We start from the raw sequence: 19576 nt of genomic DNA, 5'->3' as shown, positions 1-19576 counted from the left end.
GAGAATGCTCTTAAAAAGTTTTTTAATGGCGCTAACAGCCCTAAATAATTTGAACTGCAGAAAGCAACCAACGCACATACAGCTTGATGTATGACGGGTATTTAAGGCCATAGAGAGAGTGTTGTCGACTGCCTGCTTTCACCCCACAGCTCAGGAGCTGAATATGCTGATTATTCGTTTGTATGGTTGTCCCGTTTTCATTAGTTCTGAACAAAAAAAACAGCCGATTGAACATCCTGGAGTGAAAAATGAGTCACCAAAACTTAAGCAGTCAGTTACCCGTTAATGCCGATATCTTACCTTTATTGGATCTCTCATTACTCAATGGCAGTGAAGCTGAACGTCAGGTATTTTTAGCCGATCTGCGCCATGCCGCTCGAGATATTGGGTTCTTTTATCTTACCGGACATGGGGTTGACCCCGCGTTATTACAGCAAATCCAAACTCTTTCACGTGAGTTTTTTGCTCTGCCTGATGAAGAGAAACTGGCGGTTGCTATGGTGCGCTCACCACATTTTCGCGGCTACAACCGTGCGGCCTCAGAACTCACTCGCGGCCAGCCAGATTGGCGCGAACAGTTCGATATCGGCGCTGAGCGCACGCCATTACCTCAAACTTCTGACACGCCAAGCTGGGCGCGGTTGCAAGGCCCAAATCAGTGGCCGGAAGCTCTACCTGAATTAAAACCGGCCTTATTGCAATGGCAGCGCGAAATGACCGGCATGGCATTGCGCTTATTGCGCGCTTTTGCTGTGGCATTGAATTTGGATGAAAACGCCTTTGACGAGCTGTATGGCGATAAACCCAATGAACATATCAAACTGATTCGCTATCCGGGGCGAGAGACGACTCAAAGCGGGCAGGGGGTCGGGGCGCATAAAGACTCCGGTTTCCTCAGTTTCTTATTGCAAGACCAGCAACGCGGTTTGCAGGTTGAGGTAGAAGAGGGGCGTTGGATTGATGCAGCGCCACGACCGGACACTTTTGTGGTCAATATTGGTGAACTGCTGGAGCTGGCCAGTAATGGCTATTTGCGTGCCACGGTGCATCGGGTCGAAACCCCACCGGCGGGCGCTGACCGCTTGTCTATCGCCTTTTTCCTCGGCGCGCGTTTAGACGCAGTCGTTCCGTTGTACCCGTTAACTGCAGAATTGGCGGCAGAGGCCCGTGGCCCGGCGAGTGACCCGCATAATCCGCTGTTCCGTGATGTCGGATTGAATTATCTCAAAGGGCGTTTGCGCTCTCACCCGGATGTCGCGCAGCAATTTTATCCAGAAGTGGTCGCACTATCAGCAGAAGCTAGCACAGCTTATTAATATTAATTATAAAAACTTATTTTTGGGATGGTTATCATGACTAAAACACGCATTTCTGGCTTGGTTCGCGCCGCAGTATTGACCGCTCTGGCCTCCACTTTCACTTTATCAGCGCAAGCTGCTGAGGCACTGCGGGTCGCGGCTGATCCGGTACCGCATGCAGAAATTCTGCAATTTGTGCAAAAACTTGACCCATCGTTGGATCTGAAAATCATTGAGATCCCCAATGGCGTAAACTCCAATGAGCTGTTAGCGCACGGTGATGTCGATGCTAATTACTTCCAGCATGTTCCTTATCTGCGCTCTCAAGAGCAAGCGCTAGGGCAGAAGTTTGCTGTAGCGGCTACCGTGCATGTTGAGCCACTGGGCGTCTATTCTCATAAACATAAAACCTTTGCTGATGTGCCGGATAAAGGCACCGTCGCGGTGCCAAATAATGTGACTAACCTCAGCCGTGCGCTCTATTTATTGCAAGATCAGGGCTTGATTACCTTAAAACCGGGCTTTACTGACCCGGCTAAGCATCAGGCCACGCCTAAGGATATCGCCAGTAATCCCAAAAATCTGAAAATCCTGGAGATTGAATCACCGCAGATCCCTCGCTCACTGGATGATGTTGATTTAGCTGTGATTAATGGTAACTATGCACTGGAAGCTGGGTTAAACCCGGCAAAAGATGCATTGGGGCTGGAGAAAGCGGCCGGTAACCCTTATGCGAATATTCTGGTGACAACACCCGGGTTGGAAAATGACCCGCGCATCAAACAGTTAGCGAAAGATTTACAGTCACCGGAAGTGGCGAAGTTTATTACTGAAAAATATGCCGGTTCTGTTATTCCAGTGGCAGGCATTAAATCATGATTAGCATCGAACGCCTGAGTAAAACCTATGTACAAGGGGGGCTGCCGATGGTGGCTCTGGAGGAGGTCTCGCTGGAGATCCCAACCGGCTCGGTGTTCGGTATTATTGGCCGCAGCGGGGCGGGTAAAAGTACCTTAATCCGCTGCTTAAATTTACTGGAACGGCCCACTTCGGGCCGTATTCAAGTGGATGGCCGCGAGTTAACCACCCTTTCTGATCGCGAATTACGCCTGCAACGGCAGAATATCGGCATGATTTTCCAGAATTTCCACTTACTTCATTCACGTAATGTCTGGGACAACATTGCTGTTGGGCTGGAAATTAAGGGCATTCCGAAAGTTCAACGGCAAAAGCGTGTGGCAGAATTGCTGGATTTAGTCGGATTAACGGATAAAGCCCAGGCTTTTCCCTCGCAATTATCGGGCGGGCAAAAACAGCGGGTTGGGATCGCCCGAGCGCTGGCGGCCAAACCGGCCTATTTATTATCGGATGAAGCCACCAGTGCATTGGACCCAGAAACCACTGCCTCGATATTGGCGTTGCTCAGTGATATCAATCGCCAGTTGGGGTTAACCATCGTGTTGATTACCCATGAGTTGGATGTAGTGAAATCTATCTGTAATACCGCCGCCTTATTGGAACGTGGGCGGGTAGTCGAAACCGGCGCGATCGCGGATTTACTGTCTTCTCCTCATTCCCGTTTAGGGCGGGCATTGCTGCCTGCGCGCGGCCCAGCATCATTATCCGGGACTCCGGTGGCGGAGCTGACATTCTTTGATACGCTATCGGCCTCGCCGGTACTCAGTGAATTAGCCCAGCTTCATGCGGTCGGAGTCACCCTACTGGGAGGTGGGGTCGAATCCATCGGCGGCCAGCGGGTCGGGCGCTTGCAAGTTGATTTCAGCCACCCAGACGGCGGGTTGAATTTAACGGAAGTCTTACAATTCCTGAATGAGCGTGGTGTGAGGGCTGAACTGATATGAAAAGCGGCATGAGTTGGCAGGATCTGTTGGAGTTGGTGGTCAATGCGACCGGTGAAACCATTTATATGGTGGTGGTGGCCACCTTTTTCACGGTACTGATTGGCTTGCCATTGGGGGTCTTATTATTTGTTTCGCGCCCTAATGGGGTGCTACCGGCTCCCCGCGTGAATACATTGGTCGGTGCCATTGTGAATCTGGGGCGCTCAATGCCTTTTGTGGTATTGCTTATTGCGCTCATTCCTATTACTCGTTGGATTATCGGCACTACATTAGGCAGCACCGCAGCCATCGTGCCTATCACTTTGGGGGCCATTCCATTTTTTGCTCGAGTGGTCGAAACGGCGTTGGATGAAGTTGATAAAGGGCGGATTGAGGCCATTTTATCTATGGGAGGGTCCGCGTGGCATGTAATCCAAAAAGTGTTATTGCCGGAAGCTTTGCCCGCTTTATTAGCCGGGGTGACATTAACCGTGGTGATGCTGGTGGGGTTCTCATCCATGGCCGGTGTTATTGGCGGCGGCGGTTTGGGAGACTTGGCTATTCGTTATGGTTATCAGCGATTTAATAATGAAGTGATGGTCGCAACGTTAGTGATATTAGTTATTTTAGTGCAAGGCGTACAAAGTCTGGGTGATAGGTGGGTTCGGTCATTAGCTCATCGGCGCTAAATATCGGCTCTTTTCCGACGAACACCACATTCTTCTCTTTTCTTTTCTTTTCTTCTCCTCTCCTCTCTGTCTGTTCTTGACGCCCTCCCTTTAACCTATCAAAATGATAGGTACAGAAGAGAGGGGTAATTGAATGGAATCTAATACACCTTCGCGCTATCAGGGAATTTCTATCAGAGAATTCCCGCTTAGCTCTATTTCAGCGCGTAAAATAGTGAATGATTTGGCGATGAATCATACTGGCCGCATTCGTATGAGCACACATGCTAAACAAAGGATGTCTGAACGGCGCGTAACACTGAGACAAATTTTACATGTGTTTGCCAGCAAGCACAGTCGGTTTACTGAAGTGCCGCACCAAACTGCGGCTGGCGATTGGAAGTTCAACCTGCAAGGTATTGCTGCTGGGGATGTGCTTGAAGTCGTTGCTGTACTGAAACGGCATGAGGATATACCCGCTGTGTATGTTATTACGGTGATGATTAAGTAAGGGAGAGAAAGTCATGTATCACTACACGGAAAGTGGATTAACCACAGTGTGGTTGGCTAATGGTTATCACTATGACGTTATTGATGGTGAGCAGTTTACCAGTATTGATGATGTGGATGGTTTGCATCGCCTTATTGGCAGAGTATTGGTCAATCGCTGTAATCCATTAGTTGCTGATGAAATCCGATTTATACGGATTGAAATGAATATGTCTCAAAAAGCACTCGCGACATTACTTGGCGTGGATGTACAAACAGTTGCCCGTTGGGAGAAGGGACGAACCAGTTTGCCAAGAACAGCAGATGTCGCTTTGCGGGCGCTTTATGCGGAATCTATTGAGGAAACCAGTGATGTGGGGCATTTCTTGCGCATATTGGTGGATTCTGAAGTACAACAATCTATGGAAAGATTAATTTTTGAAGAGCGCGGCCATGTGTGGCAACGTACGGCTTAGCGCTGGTACTGTTGACTTACGGTAGGAATATTGCCATTCCTACCGTATTTGTCTTATTAAACCTTAGCCATTCAGCGCTTGTCCTAAGTCTGCAATCAAATCTTCGGTATCTTCAATCCCGACGGATAAACGCAAGAGTTGCGGAGTAATTCCGTGTTTTAAGCGGGTTTCCAGTGGGATTGATGCATGGGTCATGCTATAGGGTTGGCTGATTAAGCTTTCGACGCCGCCAAGACTTTCAGCCAGAGTAAACAAATGTGAGCGCTTAATGACGGCGCGAGCAAACTCATCATCGCCTTTCAATCGCACCGAAATCATGCCACCAAAACCGGCCATCTGTTTGGCGGCCAGCGCGTGTTGCGGGTGACTTTTCAGCCCCGGATAATACACATTTTCCACCTGTGGCTGTTGCTCTAGCCATTCGGCGATGCGCTGTGCGCTCTCATTATGTCGCGCCATGCGCAAAGCCAAAGTGCGCAAACCGCGTAATGTCAGGAAGCTACTGAAAGGGTCTAAAATCCCGCCAACCGCATTGTGTAAAAAGCCCAATTGCTCTGCCAGTTCAGGATTATTCCCTACGGCGGCGACACCGGCAACAACATCGGAGTGGCCATTAAGGTATTTGGTGGCTGAATGCACCACAATATCAAATCCTAAATCTAGCGGGCGCTGAATATAAGGAGAGGCAAAGGTATTATCGGCCACACTAATCAGTTGATGTTTTTTAGCAATAGCGGCAATGGCAGCCAGATCCGCCAGTTTTAACAATGGGTTAGTTGGCGTCTCCACCCAGATCATTTTGGTATCAGGCAGAATGGCTTGTTCCAATGCGGCGGTGTCCGCAGGAGAGACATAAGTTACCCGCAAACCGGCGGTGCGGCTGCGTACTTTCTCCAGCAGGCGGTAGGTGCCGCCGTATAAATCATCCACAGCAATGATATGGCTGCCTTGATCCAGCAGTTCCAGCACAGTTGAGCAGGCGGCCAGACCGGAGGCAAAGGCATAACCACGAATGCCGCCTTCCAATTCTGCGATCGCCTTTTCCAGCGCGGTACGAGTAGGGTTGCCACTGCGGGAATATTCATACCCAGTATGCTCGCCGGGGGCGGGTTGCGCGAAAGTGGATGTCGCGTAAATCGCGGGCATCACTGCACCGGTACTATCTGGAGTATAACCGGCATGGACGGTTAGGGTATCGAACTTTGCCATGATAAAAATCCTTAATAAGAGAGAATTAAGCCAGCTTTTGACGCCAGGTATTCAAAACATCAGTGCGAGTAATCAGGCCGAGGAATCGCTCGCCATCCAGGACTACCGCCACATGACCGTCATTAAAGGTTGTCAACAGAGACTGATAATCGGCCTCTTTTTGTAATGTATTGACCTGACGAGTCATTGCGCTGCTGACGGGGTATTTGAAATGGGAAGCATCGGCTTGTACCGCATTCAGTAAATCCCATTCGTCAATCAGCCCGACGACCTTTTCGCCATCTAATACGGGTAACTGGGAGATGTCATAGAGGCGCATCCGCGCGTGAGCAACAGCCAGTGTGTCTTGCGGCGAGACCGAAATCGTCGCCCCATCCTCATGGCTATAAGTGATGTAATCGCGCAAATCACCCAACTGAGGTTTACTCAGCAATCCTTGTTCCAACAGCCAGTAATCATTGAACATTTTGGACAGGTATTTATTGCCACTGTCACACACAAAGGTGACTACCCGTTTTGGCGTGGTTTGCTCGCGGCAATAGCGCAATGCCGCCGCCAGCAAGGTGCCGGTTGAAGAACCCGCCAATACCCCTTCTTCGCGTAACAGGGTGCGCGCGGTGCTAAAAGCTTCTGCATCATCAATGCTGTAGGTTTTTTTTACCTGCGAGAAGTTACTCAGTGGCGGGATAAAGTCCTCGCCAATCCCCTCGACCAGCCAACTACCGGCATCGCCAATATGATCGCTGTCGACAAAATCCGCTAAAATGGAGCCGGCGGGGTCTGCCAGTACAAATTCAGTCGCGGGTGAAACCTCGGAGAAATAGTGGCTGAGGCCACTCAGGGTGCCGCTGGAGCCGACGCCCACCACAATGGCATCAATGTGTTCGCCCATTTGCTGCCACAGTTCCGGGCCAGTTGAGGTGCGGTGCGCCGCAGGGTTGGCCGGATTATTGAACTGGTCAATATAGAAAGAACCCGGTGTTTCCTGCGCCAAGCGCAGAGCATAATCCTGATAGTAAGCCGGATGCCCTTTGCCCACATCGGAGCGGGTCAGCAGCACTTGCGCACCTAATGCCCGCAGATGGAAAATTTTCTCTTGGCTCATTTTATCCGGCACCACCAATACCAGCTTGTAGCCTTTTAGCGCGGCGACCAATGCTAGCCCAAGGCCAGTATTCCCCGCAGTGGCTTCAATAATGGTGCCGCCCGGTTGTAGCAAACCCTCTTTTTCTGCCTGTTCAATCATCGAGAGTGCGACCCGGTCTTTAATCGAACCACCGGGGTTTTGGTTTTCTAACTTCACAAATAATTGGCACGGGCCGGTATCAAAGCGGGTCAGTTCCAAAAGGGGGGTGTGGCCGATAAGATCAAGCACCGAGCGCGGGATAGCCATTATTGACTCCAGTAAAAATTGAGTTAACAGAATGAGTTTGGTTAACAAGCTTGAGGGGATAATAGCGCTAGCGGCTTACGCACTAAAAAGAACAAATAACCCATCTATATTCCTTTTTGGAATATGTTAGTGAGTTTTTAGACGTTTAGGTGCTTAGATGTCGGAGCGTTCAGACGGGAAGATGGTTAGCCGTATAGCCATCAATATTGAGTGAAAACAGCGTCTTTACAAAACAAAACGTAAAACTATGCCCAATTGGGGTGGCAATGGGATAAATTTAGAAAAGGGACTGGAATATGGCTAAGCTATTATTTCGGTGTCAGTTAAAAAACGTGACTGTTTCGCTAATTGGACAGTGGTTTTTTCTGGAAATACCACTTATTTCCGATTACTTGCAAGGATACTCTGGCCACCTCATGATGAAATTTATCCTCCCGTTCAAGCTAAAAAAGCTGACTTTCAGTGCTGGTTTATTGCTCTTGGCACTGCCTTATGCACATGCAGCTGACTCTCCGGTGCCGCCTACAATAGAGGCTAAAGCCTATGTATTGATGGATTACAATAGCGGAAAAGTGCTGGCTGAGGGGAACAGTGACCAGCGCCTTGACCCGGCCAGCCTGACAAAAATCATGTCCAGCTATGTGATTGGGCAGGCGATTAAAGCGGGTAAAGTGCATCCGGATGATTTAGTGACTGTCGGTAAAGATGCCTGGGCCACGGGTAACCCGGCATTACGCGGCTCCTCATTGATGTTTTTGAAACCGGGCGATCAAGTGAAATTGTCCGATTTGAATAAAGGCATTGTTATTCAGTCTGGTAATGATGCCAGCATTGCGCTGGCTGATTATATTGCCGGTAGCCAGGACAGTTTTGTTGGCTTGATGAATAAGTACGCCAAAGCGCTCGGCCTGAATAATACCAATTTTATGACAGTGCATGGCCTGGATGCTCCGGGGCAGTACAGTACCGCGCATGATATGGCGGTATTGGGGCAGGCGCTCATTCGTGATGTTCCGGACGAATATGCCCTACATAAAGAGAAAGAATTTACCTTTAATAAAATTCGGCAGATAAACCGTAATCGGCTGTTATGGAACACAAATATTAACGTCGATGGTATGAAAACCGGTTTTACCACCGGTGCCGGACATAATCTGGTAGCTTCAGCGACCGACGGGCCGATGCGGTTGATTTCTGTCGTGCTCGGCGCACCCAGTGATCGAGTACGTTTCAGTGAAAGTGAGAAACTGCTGACTTGGGGCTTCCGTTTCTATGAAACCGTGGTGCCGATTAAGGCCACGAAACCTTTTGTGACGCAGAAAGTCTGGTTTGGTGACACCGGGCAGGCTGAGCTGGGTGTGGCCGAGGATGCCGCCATCACCATCCCAAAAGGGCAGATGAAAAATCTGAAAGCCAGTTATAAGCTGAATGAAACAGAATTGCGCGCGCCATTGGCGAAGCATCAAGTGGTCGGGACTATTGATTTCCAACTGAATGGGCAAACTATTGATCAGCGCCCGCTGGTGGTATTAAACGAAGTCAAAGAGGGCGGGTTCTTCAGCCGCATCTGGGATTTTGTGATGATGAAAATCAGCCAGTTGTTTAGCTAGTCTTTTAAATTATTGATTAATAAGAGAGAGGGCAGCTATCAAGCCGCCCTTTTTATGATTTTTCAGAGAAATCAGTTACAGGCTACAACCTTGATGGCCAAACCACCACGGGAGGTTTCACGGTATTTTGAGTTCATATCTTTGCCGGTTTCATACATCGTTTCGATGACTTTATCCAGACAGACACTTGGCTCACTGGTGCGGCGCAATGCCATACGCGCCGAGTTGACGGCTTGCACGGCGGAAATTGCGTTACGCTCAATGCATGGCACCTGAACTTGCCCAGCCACCGGGTCGCAAGTCAGCCCCAAGCTGTGCTCCATGGCGATTTCAGCCGCGATACAGACTTGAGCCGGGCTACCGCCCATCAATTCAGCCAGACCCGCGGCAGCCATGGAACAGGCCACCCCGACTTCTCCTTGGCAACCCACTTCAGCGCCAGAAATGGATGCGTTCATTTTATACAACGCACCAATAACACCTGAAACCAGGAAATAGCGACTGTAGGAATTCTCATTCACTGGGCGAATGAATTTATCGTAGTAAGCCAGTACCGCCGGGATAATCCCGCAAGCCCCGTTAGTCGGTGCTGTTACTACGCGCCCACCCGCGGCATTTTCTTCATTGACGGCCAAGGCATACATATTGATCCAATCGACAACCATCATCGGGTCGGCATTATGTTTGTCTGTGGTGACCAGCATACGGCGCAATGCAGCAGCACGACGCGGGACTCTCATTGGGCCGGGCAATAACCCTTCAGTATTAATACCGCGTTCAATACCGGCCTGCATGACATCCCAAATGGCAGCAAAGTGCGCGCTTATCTCGGCTTTACTGTGCAGCGCCAGCTCATTTTTCATCACTAAGCCAGATAAAGATAAACCGGTATCTTTACAATGCTTTTGCAAATCACGGGCAGAATTGAATGGGTAGGGTACAGCCACCGCGTTACTGTCTTGCTGACCAAAATGAGCTTCATCGACAATAAATCCGCCGCCGATGGAGTAATAGGTTTTGCTGAAAAGACATTCATCACCCGCGTGTGCGCTGATGGACATGCCATTTTCATGCAACGGCAAGTTGGTTTCATGGAAGTTCATCCCGCCGTTTGCCAGGAAATCAACTTCGTGGCTGCCATTGGCCAGCAACAGACGCTCGCGTGCTGCTACATCACGGATAAACCCCGGAATAGCATCAATATCAACAGTATCGGGCAAATTCCCCGCCAGACCCATAATAATGGCGATATCAGTATGGTGGCCTTTACCGGTCAGAGACAAAGAGCCGTAAACATCAACAGTGATTCGGGTGACGGCAGAAAGATGCCCCAGTGTGATTAAATCATCGGTAAACAGCTTGCCAGCCTTCATCGGGCCGACGGTATGAGAGCTGGAAGGACCAATACCAATCTTGAAAATGTCAAAAACGCTGACCATATATTAGCCTCTTAAAGGTTCTAATTATTAAATTATTTACCCCCGTCATACTTCAAGCTGCATGTGTGTTGGCAGTCTTCGCTCCCCAAAATCATTGACTGGCGTCAACTCATCGGGATTTACTCAGTAGCCGCCTTCCTGCAACTCGAATTATTTGGGGTGTACATTGCCGTGGAATAGAGAGCCGATGCGGACGCACCGGCTTTTGAAACAATTATCAGTGGACGATAATTCGCTGGCCGTGGAGGTTGGCCAGCGTCAGTATCATTTACCGAACAGGCTGAACAAGATTGCAGAGATAGCAATAAGGCCCATGATGACGACGAATACGTTACTGACTTTACCGCTGTATTTGCGCATCGCTGGAACTTTATGGATGGCGTACATTGGCATCAGGAACAACAGCATCGCGATGATTGGGCCGCCCAAGGTTTCAATCATGCCCAGAATACTTGGGTTCATGGTTGCTACGATCCAGGTGGTGACCAACATGAATATTGCAGTAATGCGGTTCAGTTTGTCATGATTGATTTCTTTGCCTTTGCTGCGCAGAGATTTGATCATCATGCCATTGAAGCCTTCACGTGCACCCAGATAGTGGCCCAGGAAAGATTTGGTGATAGCGATAAAGGCAATGACCGGTGCCATGTAGGCAATCATTGGGGTATTAAAGTGGTTAGCCAGGTAAGACAAAATGGAGATGTTTTGGCTTTTCGCTTCTGCTAAGTCCGCTGGAGACAAGCTCAGGACACAACTGAACACGAAGAACATGACGGTAACAACCATCATGATGTGAGCAAAAGCTAAAATGCGGGAGCATTTTTTCTCAGCATCAACACCATATTCTTCGCGTTTTGCTACAGCAAAGGCGGAGATAATTGGGGAGTGGTTGAATGAGAACACCATCACCGGAATGACCAGCCACAGTGTCATCCACAGGCCGCTACCGGTGCCGTTGCCATCAATGGATACATGCTCAAAAATTGCACTTGACCAGTTAGGGATCAGGTAAACAGCCAGCAGCATCAATACCGCAACAAACGGGAAGACTAGAATACTCATTGCTTTCACAATGGCGTGCTCACCAAAACGCACGATAGTCATCAGGCCGATGATAAGGATCAGCGACAGAATGGCGCGTGGTGGTGATGGCAGATGCATCTGGTGGGTAATAAAGCTATCAACGGTGTTGGTAATCGCAACACTGTAGACCAATAAAATTGGATAGATAGCGAAGAAGTAAAGCAGAGTAATCAGCTTACCGGCGCCTTGACCAAAATGTTCTTCAACCACTTCAGTGATGTCTTCACCGGGATTTTTACCTGACAGCACGAAACGGCACAGGCCGCGGTGTGCATAAAATGTCATCGGGAAAGCAATGATCGCCATAACAATTAGCGGCAGCAGGCCGCCGATACCGGCATTGATTGGCAGGAACAAAACGCCCGCACCGATAGCTGTACCGTACAGACCCAGCATCCACATGGTGTCACTTTTACGCCATGTGCTTGATGAAGTTTTTCCCGTGGAGGCAATGGTGCCCGCTTGAGTAGTGTCCATGAAAAATCTCCAATGTGAACACGTTAATTTAAAATTAAGAGCCGAAAGTTAAGTTCCTGTAATGCCTTATTTAGCGACACTATCAGGCAAAAAATTCAGTCAAAACGATTTGTTTAAAATGGGTGCCCTGGTTATTACTTGGTGTCGTAGTCGTGATTTAAGCCTAAACGTTAAAGTGCAAGATTTAACCGATTTTAAGTGAGTAAATTCGCTTCATCGGCTATTTTTGTTGTTCTGAGAGGAACAGTAGTTTTTGCTGGCGGCAAGATAGCGATTTGTAGTGAAAACTACCGTGATCATGCTCGCAAATGCTCAATAAACTCGCCCTATGTAATTTGTTGCGAATTTACAACTGATTGTTAAGTAAATGTTTGCAAGTTATCAATAAGAGTAATTAAAACGCACTTTTCTTATTGAGCAATAAACAAGCAACTATTTTTTTCATCCCCTCTTTCTTGGTGGGCAATATATTTTAACCACGCTTGTGAATCTAGTGAAAATCAGGTTTTTCACTGATTTATTGATGAATGTCATTAATTTAAAATAATCAAATTAAACTAACTTATTGATATTTATTGTTTTTATATTTTATTTTTGATTCGTGCGGGCAACTGAAGTTGATGGTGATATAAGCAAGGAAATAAGAATATAACAATATATCTCATTGTTCGGCAGAATAAGTCAGAGGGTGACTATTGGCATTTTATGGTTTATTTGTCATATAAAAAATGGCAGCGGGTTATTTGTCTGACAATAAGATAACGCTATTCTTTTACTCGATCGTATTAAAATAACGCCAAATGTTAAATTAATTTACCTTAAATTAAAATATTAGCGGATATTAATTCTACAATGGAATTGCGTTTTAAAAATATTATAAGTAAAAATGACTTATAACCATAATTAAAAAATGGTTATTTTGATTAAATATAATTCAATTTTTAGCTGAGAAATGTACGGGTAGGACTGCCCACCCGGTATTTAAGCGGTTAAGATTTTGCTGCAATATCAAGCCTAACAGTAGGTTTTGATATTATGCTGTAAAAAAAACTGACTAAATTCACTATTAGGTTGGCGGTTGGTCACGACAGAGTCAAACAGTGTTAATGCGCCGATACTGGCGGGTTTTATTTTGCCAAACTTACTGTGGTCAGCCACCAGGATTTTATGCTGAGATTTGGCAATGGCTCGGTGCTTTACCAGGATTTCGTCGAAGTTGAAACAGGTGGCGCCATACTCAATGGAAATACCAGCCGCAGAGATAAACGCTTTGTTCGGGCAAGCATTATCCAGCTCATTATGCTGGCTGATAGGTGTGAAAATGTAGTTATTAGGTTTGAATTCACCACCACATAAAATCACTTTGCAATTAGGTTTATCTTGTAGGGACAGGAACGTATTGAGGGAATAGCAGATGGCAGTAAAATGCAGCTCTTCATCTATCTCGTCGATTATCGAAGGAATTGTGGTGCCACAATCGAAAAAAACGGTGTCATTTTCCACGATAAGAGGTGCCGCCAACTGGCCGATTCGGCGTTTTTCTTCGACTTGTTTGGCTTGCTGGTCAGAGACAAAGTAGTTATTGGCATTATTGCTCTTAGGGTCCATCACCACATAACCACCGAGTAAAATGACGGAGGTGGGTTCAGCACTCAGATCCCGCCGAATCGTCATTTCTGAAACATGCAGCAGATTAGCGGCGTCTTTCAGATGGATTTTGTCGGAACGCTTAAGGGCCTGACTAAGTTTATTGATACGTTCTGCACGGCGAGTTTCCATAAGCTTTCCCTGACGAGTTATTTTCAAGACCATTAAATGTAAAGCAAAGAGTGCCAGACAGTGCATGACAAATACAGTACATAGCCAATAAATAAGCCCGGCAATAACCGGGCTTGATATCCATCATCCTCCAAGTTGCCCGCTTATTGACTGCCGCGTGTCAGCACCTTGAAATCTATTAGAGATATACTAAGTTAGTAGCTTGATGCAGATGCTTGCTGGCCTGAGACGATTGCCACACCAGAGCTGGTGCCAATTCGTGTCGCTCCCGCTTTAATCATTGTTTCTGCTGTAGCGCGATCACGCACCGCGCCGGAGGCTTTAACACCCATTACTGGGCCTACTGTGGCGCGCATCAATTTGACATGGTCTTCTTTAGCGCCGCCGGTGCTGAAACCTGTTGAGGTTTTAACAAAGGCGACATCAAGCTCACGGCACATTTCACAAACTTGTACGATTTGTGCATCACTGAGCAGACAAGTTTCTAATATTACTTTCAACGGTGTGGAGGCGCAATTATCTCGCACCGCCTTGATGTCGGCTTTAACTTCGGCAATTTTGCCACTTTTCAACCAGCCAACATTGATAACCATATCAATTTCTTGTGCGCCAGCTTTGATGGCCGCCTGAGCTTCAAAAGCTTTTGCTTCGGTCAGACCAGCACCCAGTGGGAACCCAATGACTGAGCACACTTTAACCGCAGTGCCCGCTAACTGCTGAGCCACGACCGGAACATACCCAGAGTTAACACATACAGCATAAAAATGGTGCTGTTTAGCTTCTTCACACAGTTTAATAATTTGTTCTTCAGTGGCATCCATTGCCAATAGGGTATGGTCAATATAATTAGCGTAATTGATCGTCATGATTATTATCCTTTATTCGTCTGTAAGTTGGCTCTTTTGTTATAATAGTAACATTTACAGTAAAAAACAAAGCCATTCTCACATTATTAGCTATTTTTGATTTTATTTTGTTATTTAAATTACATTTCTGAGTGGCTAGCTAGTGCGTGAATATATTGGGATGGATATAATTGATTGTTTTTAATCATGATGTTTGGCGACATTGCCAGCATTTAAGCTGCTGGCAATGTGAGATGAATAACGCGAGGTATTAGCTTCTGACCCATCCTCTGCGGATAGGCAAGGCAAAAATTACATAATAAATGCGCTTCAGCCCATCTGAAATAGCCTCGCCGAACAAGTTCCACACCAACTGTGCGAACAGGCAGCCGACAATTCCCAGTAAAAATCCACCCACCATATCTAATGGCCAATGCACACCCAAATAAATACGTGACCATGCAATCGCAGCGGCGATAATCATCATGCTGATAGCGGACCACAGTTTGTGCCAGAACACAAAGGCGAGAGCAAAAGTGAAAATAGCGGTGCCGTGATCACTGGGGAAAGAGCTATCAGGTGCATGGATCAGAAAATTATAGCCAAAACCGACGACAAAAGGCCGGTCATGAGGAATAAGCATCCCGATGCAAGCGGCTGAAAGCATAGAAAAAGCCAGTGCGATGGCGGTTTTGGTCACTAAGGCTCGCTGTGAATCCATGGCGCTTTTCGGCCCCCATAACCACAATCCCACCAATGATATGGGGATAATCATAATCAAATCGCGTGCGATAAAAGTCGCAAAAGAAATCATCCATGGTGATGATGCTGGAGTCGCATTTATCATGGAAAAGAAAAAGTAATTCATTTGTTCAATCATTCTATACCCTTAGCACGGTTGTAATAACCGCTTATCATCCAATACACAGCCAACTGACTAAGCCAAACCCACCAACCTGCCCACAAGTTATGGCTAAGAAAATGCGCTCCGCGCATGATTTGCCCAAAACCCATTAACATGCCAAGACTCACACCGGCGAACCAACACAATAAAGCCCACTGTGGACGCTCGGGGTAAAACAAGAAAAACAATGCCATTACTGCAAAACCACTGGATGCATGGCCGCCAGGGAAACAGTGACCAGGGCCAGCACCGATCGGAGCAGTCCCCATCAGCAGATAGCTGAGGGATTTACCGCCATACTCCACAAGATCCCAAGGGCATGAATGCGCGCTGGTAGCTTTTAGAATCCCTATCACCAGCGGGCCGACGCCAAATAACAACATCGCGGCCACTAAGCGCCCATTGCGGCGATAAATGCCCCATAGCAATGTGATGATGGCAGCACTGATAATGGTGATTTTCAATAACCGATGGTTCAGTAAATCCAGCCAATAATTATTTTCCCATGGAAAATGTTGTGAGGCGGGATCAAACCAATAATTACTGATAAGCCAATCCAGCTGTGCGTTGCGGGATAACCAAAGAAACAGTAATCCACTGATCAAAAATGCAAAAGCCTGCCAAAAATAAAAGGATAACGGCAGCGAGTAAAGGGAGTTTGTCCTAATTGTTAGTGTTGTTGAGGTATTATTTAATGTCGATGTAATGGCGTCAGATAGAGAGGCGGGTTTATTGGTCTTCACAAAATAGCCCGGAGCAGAAGTAGTGGTGGTCGTACTGTAATAATTTCGTCTTAAGAAAGCCTTAAGGGCGATGAGAATGGGGGACTCAAATTCCAGACAAGAAAAAACCCGATAGTCTCATTACTCTATATAAAACAACAATATACAATAAATACAATGAGTTGGTTAGTTATTGAGGGGTAGTAAATACTAGGGAAGGGTAACCTCCGCCGCCACTTTGTCGCCAGCTTTCATGGTGGTTAGCGGGTTGAACTGCACTGCGGTTTCTAAGTGTTCTGGCGCAAAGTGAGCATAACGCATTGTCATTTGAATATCACTGTGACCAAGGATACGTTGCAATACCAGAATGTTACCCCCGGACATCATAAAGTGAGCGGCAAACGTATGGCGCAAAACATGTGTGAGCTGGCCAGCGGGTAGCTTAATATCTGTGGTGTTGATTGCGGCCATAAAGCGAAAATAGCATTCACTAAAAAGTCGGTCTCCCTCTAACGCGATTAACTCGTCATGAAGTTCTTTGCTGATTGGCACACTGCGGTTCTTTTTGCCTTTGGTTCTGACAAAGGTAATTTTGTGCGGGCTGACTTGTGAGCGGGTGAGTTTTTCCGCTTCATTCCATCGCGCCCCGGTACTGAGGCAAACTTTAACTACCATAGGCAAATCTGCCCGGCCAAAACTACATGCGGCCAATAGTGTTTTAATCTGCTCATGAGTGAGCCACGCCATCTCTTTTTCTGCCACGGCATACTTGCGCAGATTGTCTAATGGGTTCGGTAGGTTCCATTCACCTAATCTGGCCAACTCGCTAAACATACCGCTCAAAAAACTTTGTTCTAGATTCACGGTAACCGGTTTTGCACCTTTCTTCCATTTCTCAGAAAAGTAAATTTCGCCAGACAAACGCTTAGAACGATAGTGAGCAAAATCTTTGCCACTCAAACTGTGAGCGGGGGGATTACCTAGCGCAGCAACTATCAATTTCAGTTTCTTATAAACCTTTTCACCGGCTTCCAGAGAACGACCATGCAGGTTGTACCAAAGTTCGGCAACCTCGCTTAATGTACGTCGGTCTGGTGCATCTCCTAACCAAGGCTTATTGCTCACCTGATCCATGGTGTAACGTTCAAAGGCTAAGGCTTCACCTTTAGTCGCAAACATTTTTCTTACCCGGCGACCTGTACGGCCTGCCGGGTAGCACTCACATAACCATTGGCCTGTTGGTTGTTTGCGTACTGACATTGAGAACCCCCTTGGAAGATAAAGGGGGTATTTAACTGTATGGATAGACAGTGGTCAATGTTTGTTTGTTTATAGTTAAACAATAGAAATTTTTCACTTTTTAAAGAATTGTATTATTTCTTTTAGCCATTCGGGTGTACTTATATCAGGATCATCATTGGCGTTTTCTAACAACGAGATATATGTGTCACAAAAGACATCTTTCATCCCTGGCCTTGAAAAGAAATCAGCTATTTTTTTCTTTTGAGTTGGGGTGATTTCGAATGCATTAAATGATGGGCCGGGATAATATTCCATTCCTTTTTTAATAAAATCAAAATCTATTTCATTTTCATTTTTTAATTTAATGAGTGTACGTGCGAATAACAATGCATCAAGAGTATCCTCAATTTCTGTTGCGGGGCTAACTTTACTATCAGACGCTTTTACTAAATGTATTTTATTTGCATCACCATCATAAAGTATTCGCCTTAATGTTATTTTTGGGATGGAGTCATTAGCATCAAACTTATCATATTGAATGTCTGTATCCATAAGGCAGTAGACTTTACCAGAAATTGTTTTCTTTCTATCTTCTAGTGCCAAAAGAAGATAATTGAATATTTTTTTTAATACTATACAGCCACTTACAGGCAGAACAATTAAATTACTTATATTTTCATTTTTTAAATGAGCCTGAAGGTATTTTTTATCGGTCCGTCCTTCACATATTAACCAATTATAACTGTTCCCTGACGTGATCGATGAAATGATCGACTGAACTAAATCATAATTACTTTTAACCTCTAAAGTATCTAAATATGAACCATTTGATTCAGTGACTAATCTTATCGACTCTTCTCGAAAATACTTTAAATTCAATGGTGATATATGTGTTTGATTTGGCGATATGTACACTGCTGTTCCATCACCTACAACAGGTAAAAAACCATACCAGTGCGTTGTAACTAAGGTTTGAACTCCTAATTCACTTATATGTCTTATTTTTTCAAATTGCTTAAAACATGCAGTAGCATGTAATGATAGTTCTGGCTCATCAATTGCAAAAATGGTCTGTAACTGGGCTTTTTTAGGATTAGCTTTTAAAAATGCAGTTGCTAAATCTAATAATGCCCGCCTTTTTTCACCAGAGCTTAGATTATATGCTGGAACTTCTTTTTTGTTTCCATCTCGGAAGTGTAAAACTTTATCGCTGAAATATGACTCTATAATTTTTATTATCATATGACGTTGCGTAAACTGACTTTGTCTTTGTGATGGTTTTTTAAATTGATAATTTCCATCTAAAATCTTTGACACATCTTCAATGAAAGTATTTAAATATCGATTGATTTCGGTTATATCACTTTTTTTAATTACTTTACTTATTTTTTGCTGAATGTCCTCACCTAATAGTGATTGTAAGAGTTCACCCTCTAGTTTTGAATAACTATCAACAGTTATCTCTGCTGGGAGATATATGTAATTATATAATTCTTTTATTGATTGCAATGTTTTAGATAACGTATCTTTATGATTGTATTTTTTTTGCCAAGAGGTATTTGTTGGTTCGAATGATGATTCTAACTGTTCTTCATAATCATCAATAGAACCAAAGAATGACATATAAGGAATAGGCATGTCACTTGGTCTTTCTTTTGTAAATCCTAAAGGAATTAAGTAATGAGTTTTGTCGTTATAATATTTAGATAATTTACCTCGATGTGCGACAAATTTCTCTGCAATAGGTCTTTGAAGTAGTTTGAAATCCTCGGATTCTATCTGCCATGTAATATTGCTGATTATTTCTAGTGTTTTAGAAACGCTAGAAGTACCTTTTATTTTTTCTTTGTCGATTAAGAATATAGGAACAATAAACGGTTCTCTAGTATCATATCCTTGACTTCTGACTTCATTATTTACATCTAATTTATTGATGTCACTGTTGTTAAGCAAAGCGTCTAGAGCACAGAGTATTGTACTCTTACCAACACCATTCTCTCCAATGAACCAGCTTAGCCTCCCATCAAGAGATATCGGGATGTAATGCTGATTTTTGAAAGTCTTAAAATTCCTTATTATTAAGCCTACAATCATGGTCAGT

17 protein-coding genes are annotated in these 19576 nt (G+C 45.6%); 7 read left to right on the top strand and 10 right to left on the bottom strand.

Going from position 1 to position 19576, the window contains the following annotated elements:
- Positions 1 to 248: 248 nt before the first annotated feature.
- From OVO64_RS02280 to OVO64_RS02255, 6 genes are all read left to right on the top strand, one after another.
- Positions 249 to 1316, top strand: a complete 1068-nt coding sequence (locus OVO64_RS02280) for an isopenicillin N synthase family dioxygenase (RefSeq protein WP_038631986.1) — start codon at positions 249 to 251, stop codon at positions 1314 to 1316.
- A 36-nt stretch (positions 1317 to 1352) separates the two neighbouring features.
- Complete coding sequence (locus OVO64_RS02275) at positions 1353 to 2177, top strand: MetQ/NlpA family ABC transporter substrate-binding protein (RefSeq protein WP_038631988.1); 825 nt, start codon at positions 1353 to 1355, stop codon at positions 2175 to 2177.
- Positions 2174 to 3160, top strand: a complete 987-nt coding sequence (locus OVO64_RS02270; RefSeq protein WP_038631990.1) for a methionine ABC transporter ATP-binding protein — start codon at positions 2174 to 2176, stop codon at positions 3158 to 3160. Before OVO64_RS02275 ends, OVO64_RS02270 begins: the two co-directional genes overlap by 4 nt.
- The gene (locus OVO64_RS02265) at positions 3157 to 3828 is read left to right on the top strand and encodes a methionine ABC transporter permease (protein WP_038631992.1); all 672 of its coding nucleotides are present in this window, start codon (positions 3157 to 3159) and stop codon (positions 3826 to 3828) included. Before OVO64_RS02270 ends, OVO64_RS02265 begins: the two co-directional genes overlap by 4 nt.
- A 133-nt stretch (positions 3829 to 3961) precedes the next feature.
- Positions 3962 to 4318, top strand: a complete 357-nt coding sequence (locus tag OVO64_RS02260) for a DUF4258 domain-containing protein (RefSeq protein ID WP_038631994.1) — start codon at positions 3962 to 3964, stop codon at positions 4316 to 4318.
- 13 nt (positions 4319 to 4331) lie between these two features.
- Positions 4332 to 4772, top strand: coding sequence for a helix-turn-helix domain-containing protein (locus OVO64_RS02255; protein WP_038631996.1), 441 nt, complete (start codon positions 4332 to 4334; stop codon positions 4770 to 4772).
- A 63-nt stretch (positions 4773 to 4835) separates the two neighbouring features.
- Here OVO64_RS02255 and OVO64_RS02250 read toward each other — a convergent pair whose 3' ends face one another.
- Both OVO64_RS02250 and OVO64_RS02245 read right to left on the bottom strand, forming a co-directional pair.
- Positions 4836 to 5981 (bottom strand): trans-sulfuration enzyme family protein, encoded by a 1146-nt coding sequence (locus OVO64_RS02250; RefSeq protein ID WP_038631997.1) that lies wholly within the window; start codon positions 5979 to 5981, stop codon positions 4836 to 4838.
- 25 nt (positions 5982 to 6006) lie between these two features.
- A complete protein-coding gene (locus OVO64_RS02245; RefSeq protein ID WP_145586898.1) occupies positions 6007 to 7374 on the bottom strand; it encodes a pyridoxal-phosphate dependent enzyme in 1368 nt (455 codons plus the stop codon).
- A 416-nt stretch (positions 7375 to 7790) separates the two neighbouring features.
- Here OVO64_RS02245 and OVO64_RS02240 point away from each other — a divergent pair, with 416 nt between their 5' ends.
- Positions 7791 to 8984, top strand: a complete 1194-nt coding sequence (locus OVO64_RS02240) for a serine hydrolase (protein WP_050291304.1) — start codon at positions 7791 to 7793, stop codon at positions 8982 to 8984.
- A gap of 71 nt (positions 8985 to 9055) precedes the next feature.
- Here the strand turns inward: OVO64_RS02240 and OVO64_RS02235 are convergent, their stop codons facing one another.
- From OVO64_RS02235 to OVO64_RS02200, 8 genes are all read right to left on the bottom strand, one after another.
- Positions 9056 to 10423 carry an L-serine ammonia-lyase gene (locus OVO64_RS02235; RefSeq protein WP_145509669.1) on the bottom strand — a complete coding sequence of 456 codons (1368 nt, stop codon included), beginning with the start codon at positions 10421 to 10423 and terminating at the stop codon, positions 9056 to 9058.
- Between the two features lie 264 nt (positions 10424 to 10687).
- Positions 10688 to 11983, bottom strand: coding sequence for an HAAAP family serine/threonine permease (locus OVO64_RS02230; protein WP_038632005.1), 1296 nt, complete (start codon positions 11981 to 11983; stop codon positions 10688 to 10690).
- Positions 11984 to 12997: 1014 nt separating this feature from the next.
- Positions 12998 to 13762, bottom strand: a complete 765-nt coding sequence (deoR, locus tag OVO64_RS02225) for a DNA-binding transcriptional repressor DeoR (RefSeq protein ID WP_038632007.1) — start codon at positions 13760 to 13762, stop codon at positions 12998 to 13000.
- 194 nt (positions 13763 to 13956) lie between these two features.
- Positions 13957 to 14628: a deoxyribose-phosphate aldolase gene (deoC, locus tag OVO64_RS02220; RefSeq protein ID WP_038632009.1), complete on the bottom strand. Its 672-nt coding sequence runs from the start codon at positions 14626 to 14628 to the stop codon at positions 13957 to 13959.
- A 250-nt stretch (positions 14629 to 14878) separates the two neighbouring features.
- Complete coding sequence (gene ybjG / locus OVO64_RS02215; protein WP_186377445.1) at positions 14879 to 15484, bottom strand: undecaprenyl-diphosphate phosphatase; 606 nt, start codon at positions 15482 to 15484, stop codon at positions 14879 to 14881.
- On the bottom strand, positions 15484 to 16155 hold the full coding sequence (locus OVO64_RS02210) for a phosphatase PAP2 family protein (RefSeq protein ID WP_186368490.1): 672 nt from the start codon (positions 16153 to 16155) through the stop codon (positions 15484 to 15486). Before OVO64_RS02210 ends, ybjG begins: the two co-directional genes overlap by 1 nt.
- Before the next feature lie 288 nt (positions 16156 to 16443).
- The gene (locus tag OVO64_RS02205; RefSeq protein WP_267248596.1) at positions 16444 to 17493 is read right to left on the bottom strand and encodes a tyrosine-type recombinase/integrase; all 1050 of its coding nucleotides are present in this window, start codon (positions 17491 to 17493) and stop codon (positions 16444 to 16446) included.
- Between the two features lie 93 nt (positions 17494 to 17586).
- Positions 17587 to 19569: an AAA family ATPase gene (locus OVO64_RS02200; protein WP_267248595.1), complete on the bottom strand. Its 1983-nt coding sequence runs from the start codon at positions 19567 to 19569 to the stop codon at positions 17587 to 17589.
- Positions 19570 to 19576: the final 7 nt, after the last annotated feature.

Source organism: Yersinia sp. Marseille-Q5920 (assembly GCF_946902935.1).
Taxonomy (GTDB): domain Bacteria; phylum Pseudomonadota; class Gammaproteobacteria; order Enterobacterales; family Enterobacteriaceae; genus Yersinia; species Yersinia rochesterensis.
This window is presented reverse-complemented; position numbering and strand designations above follow the sequence as displayed.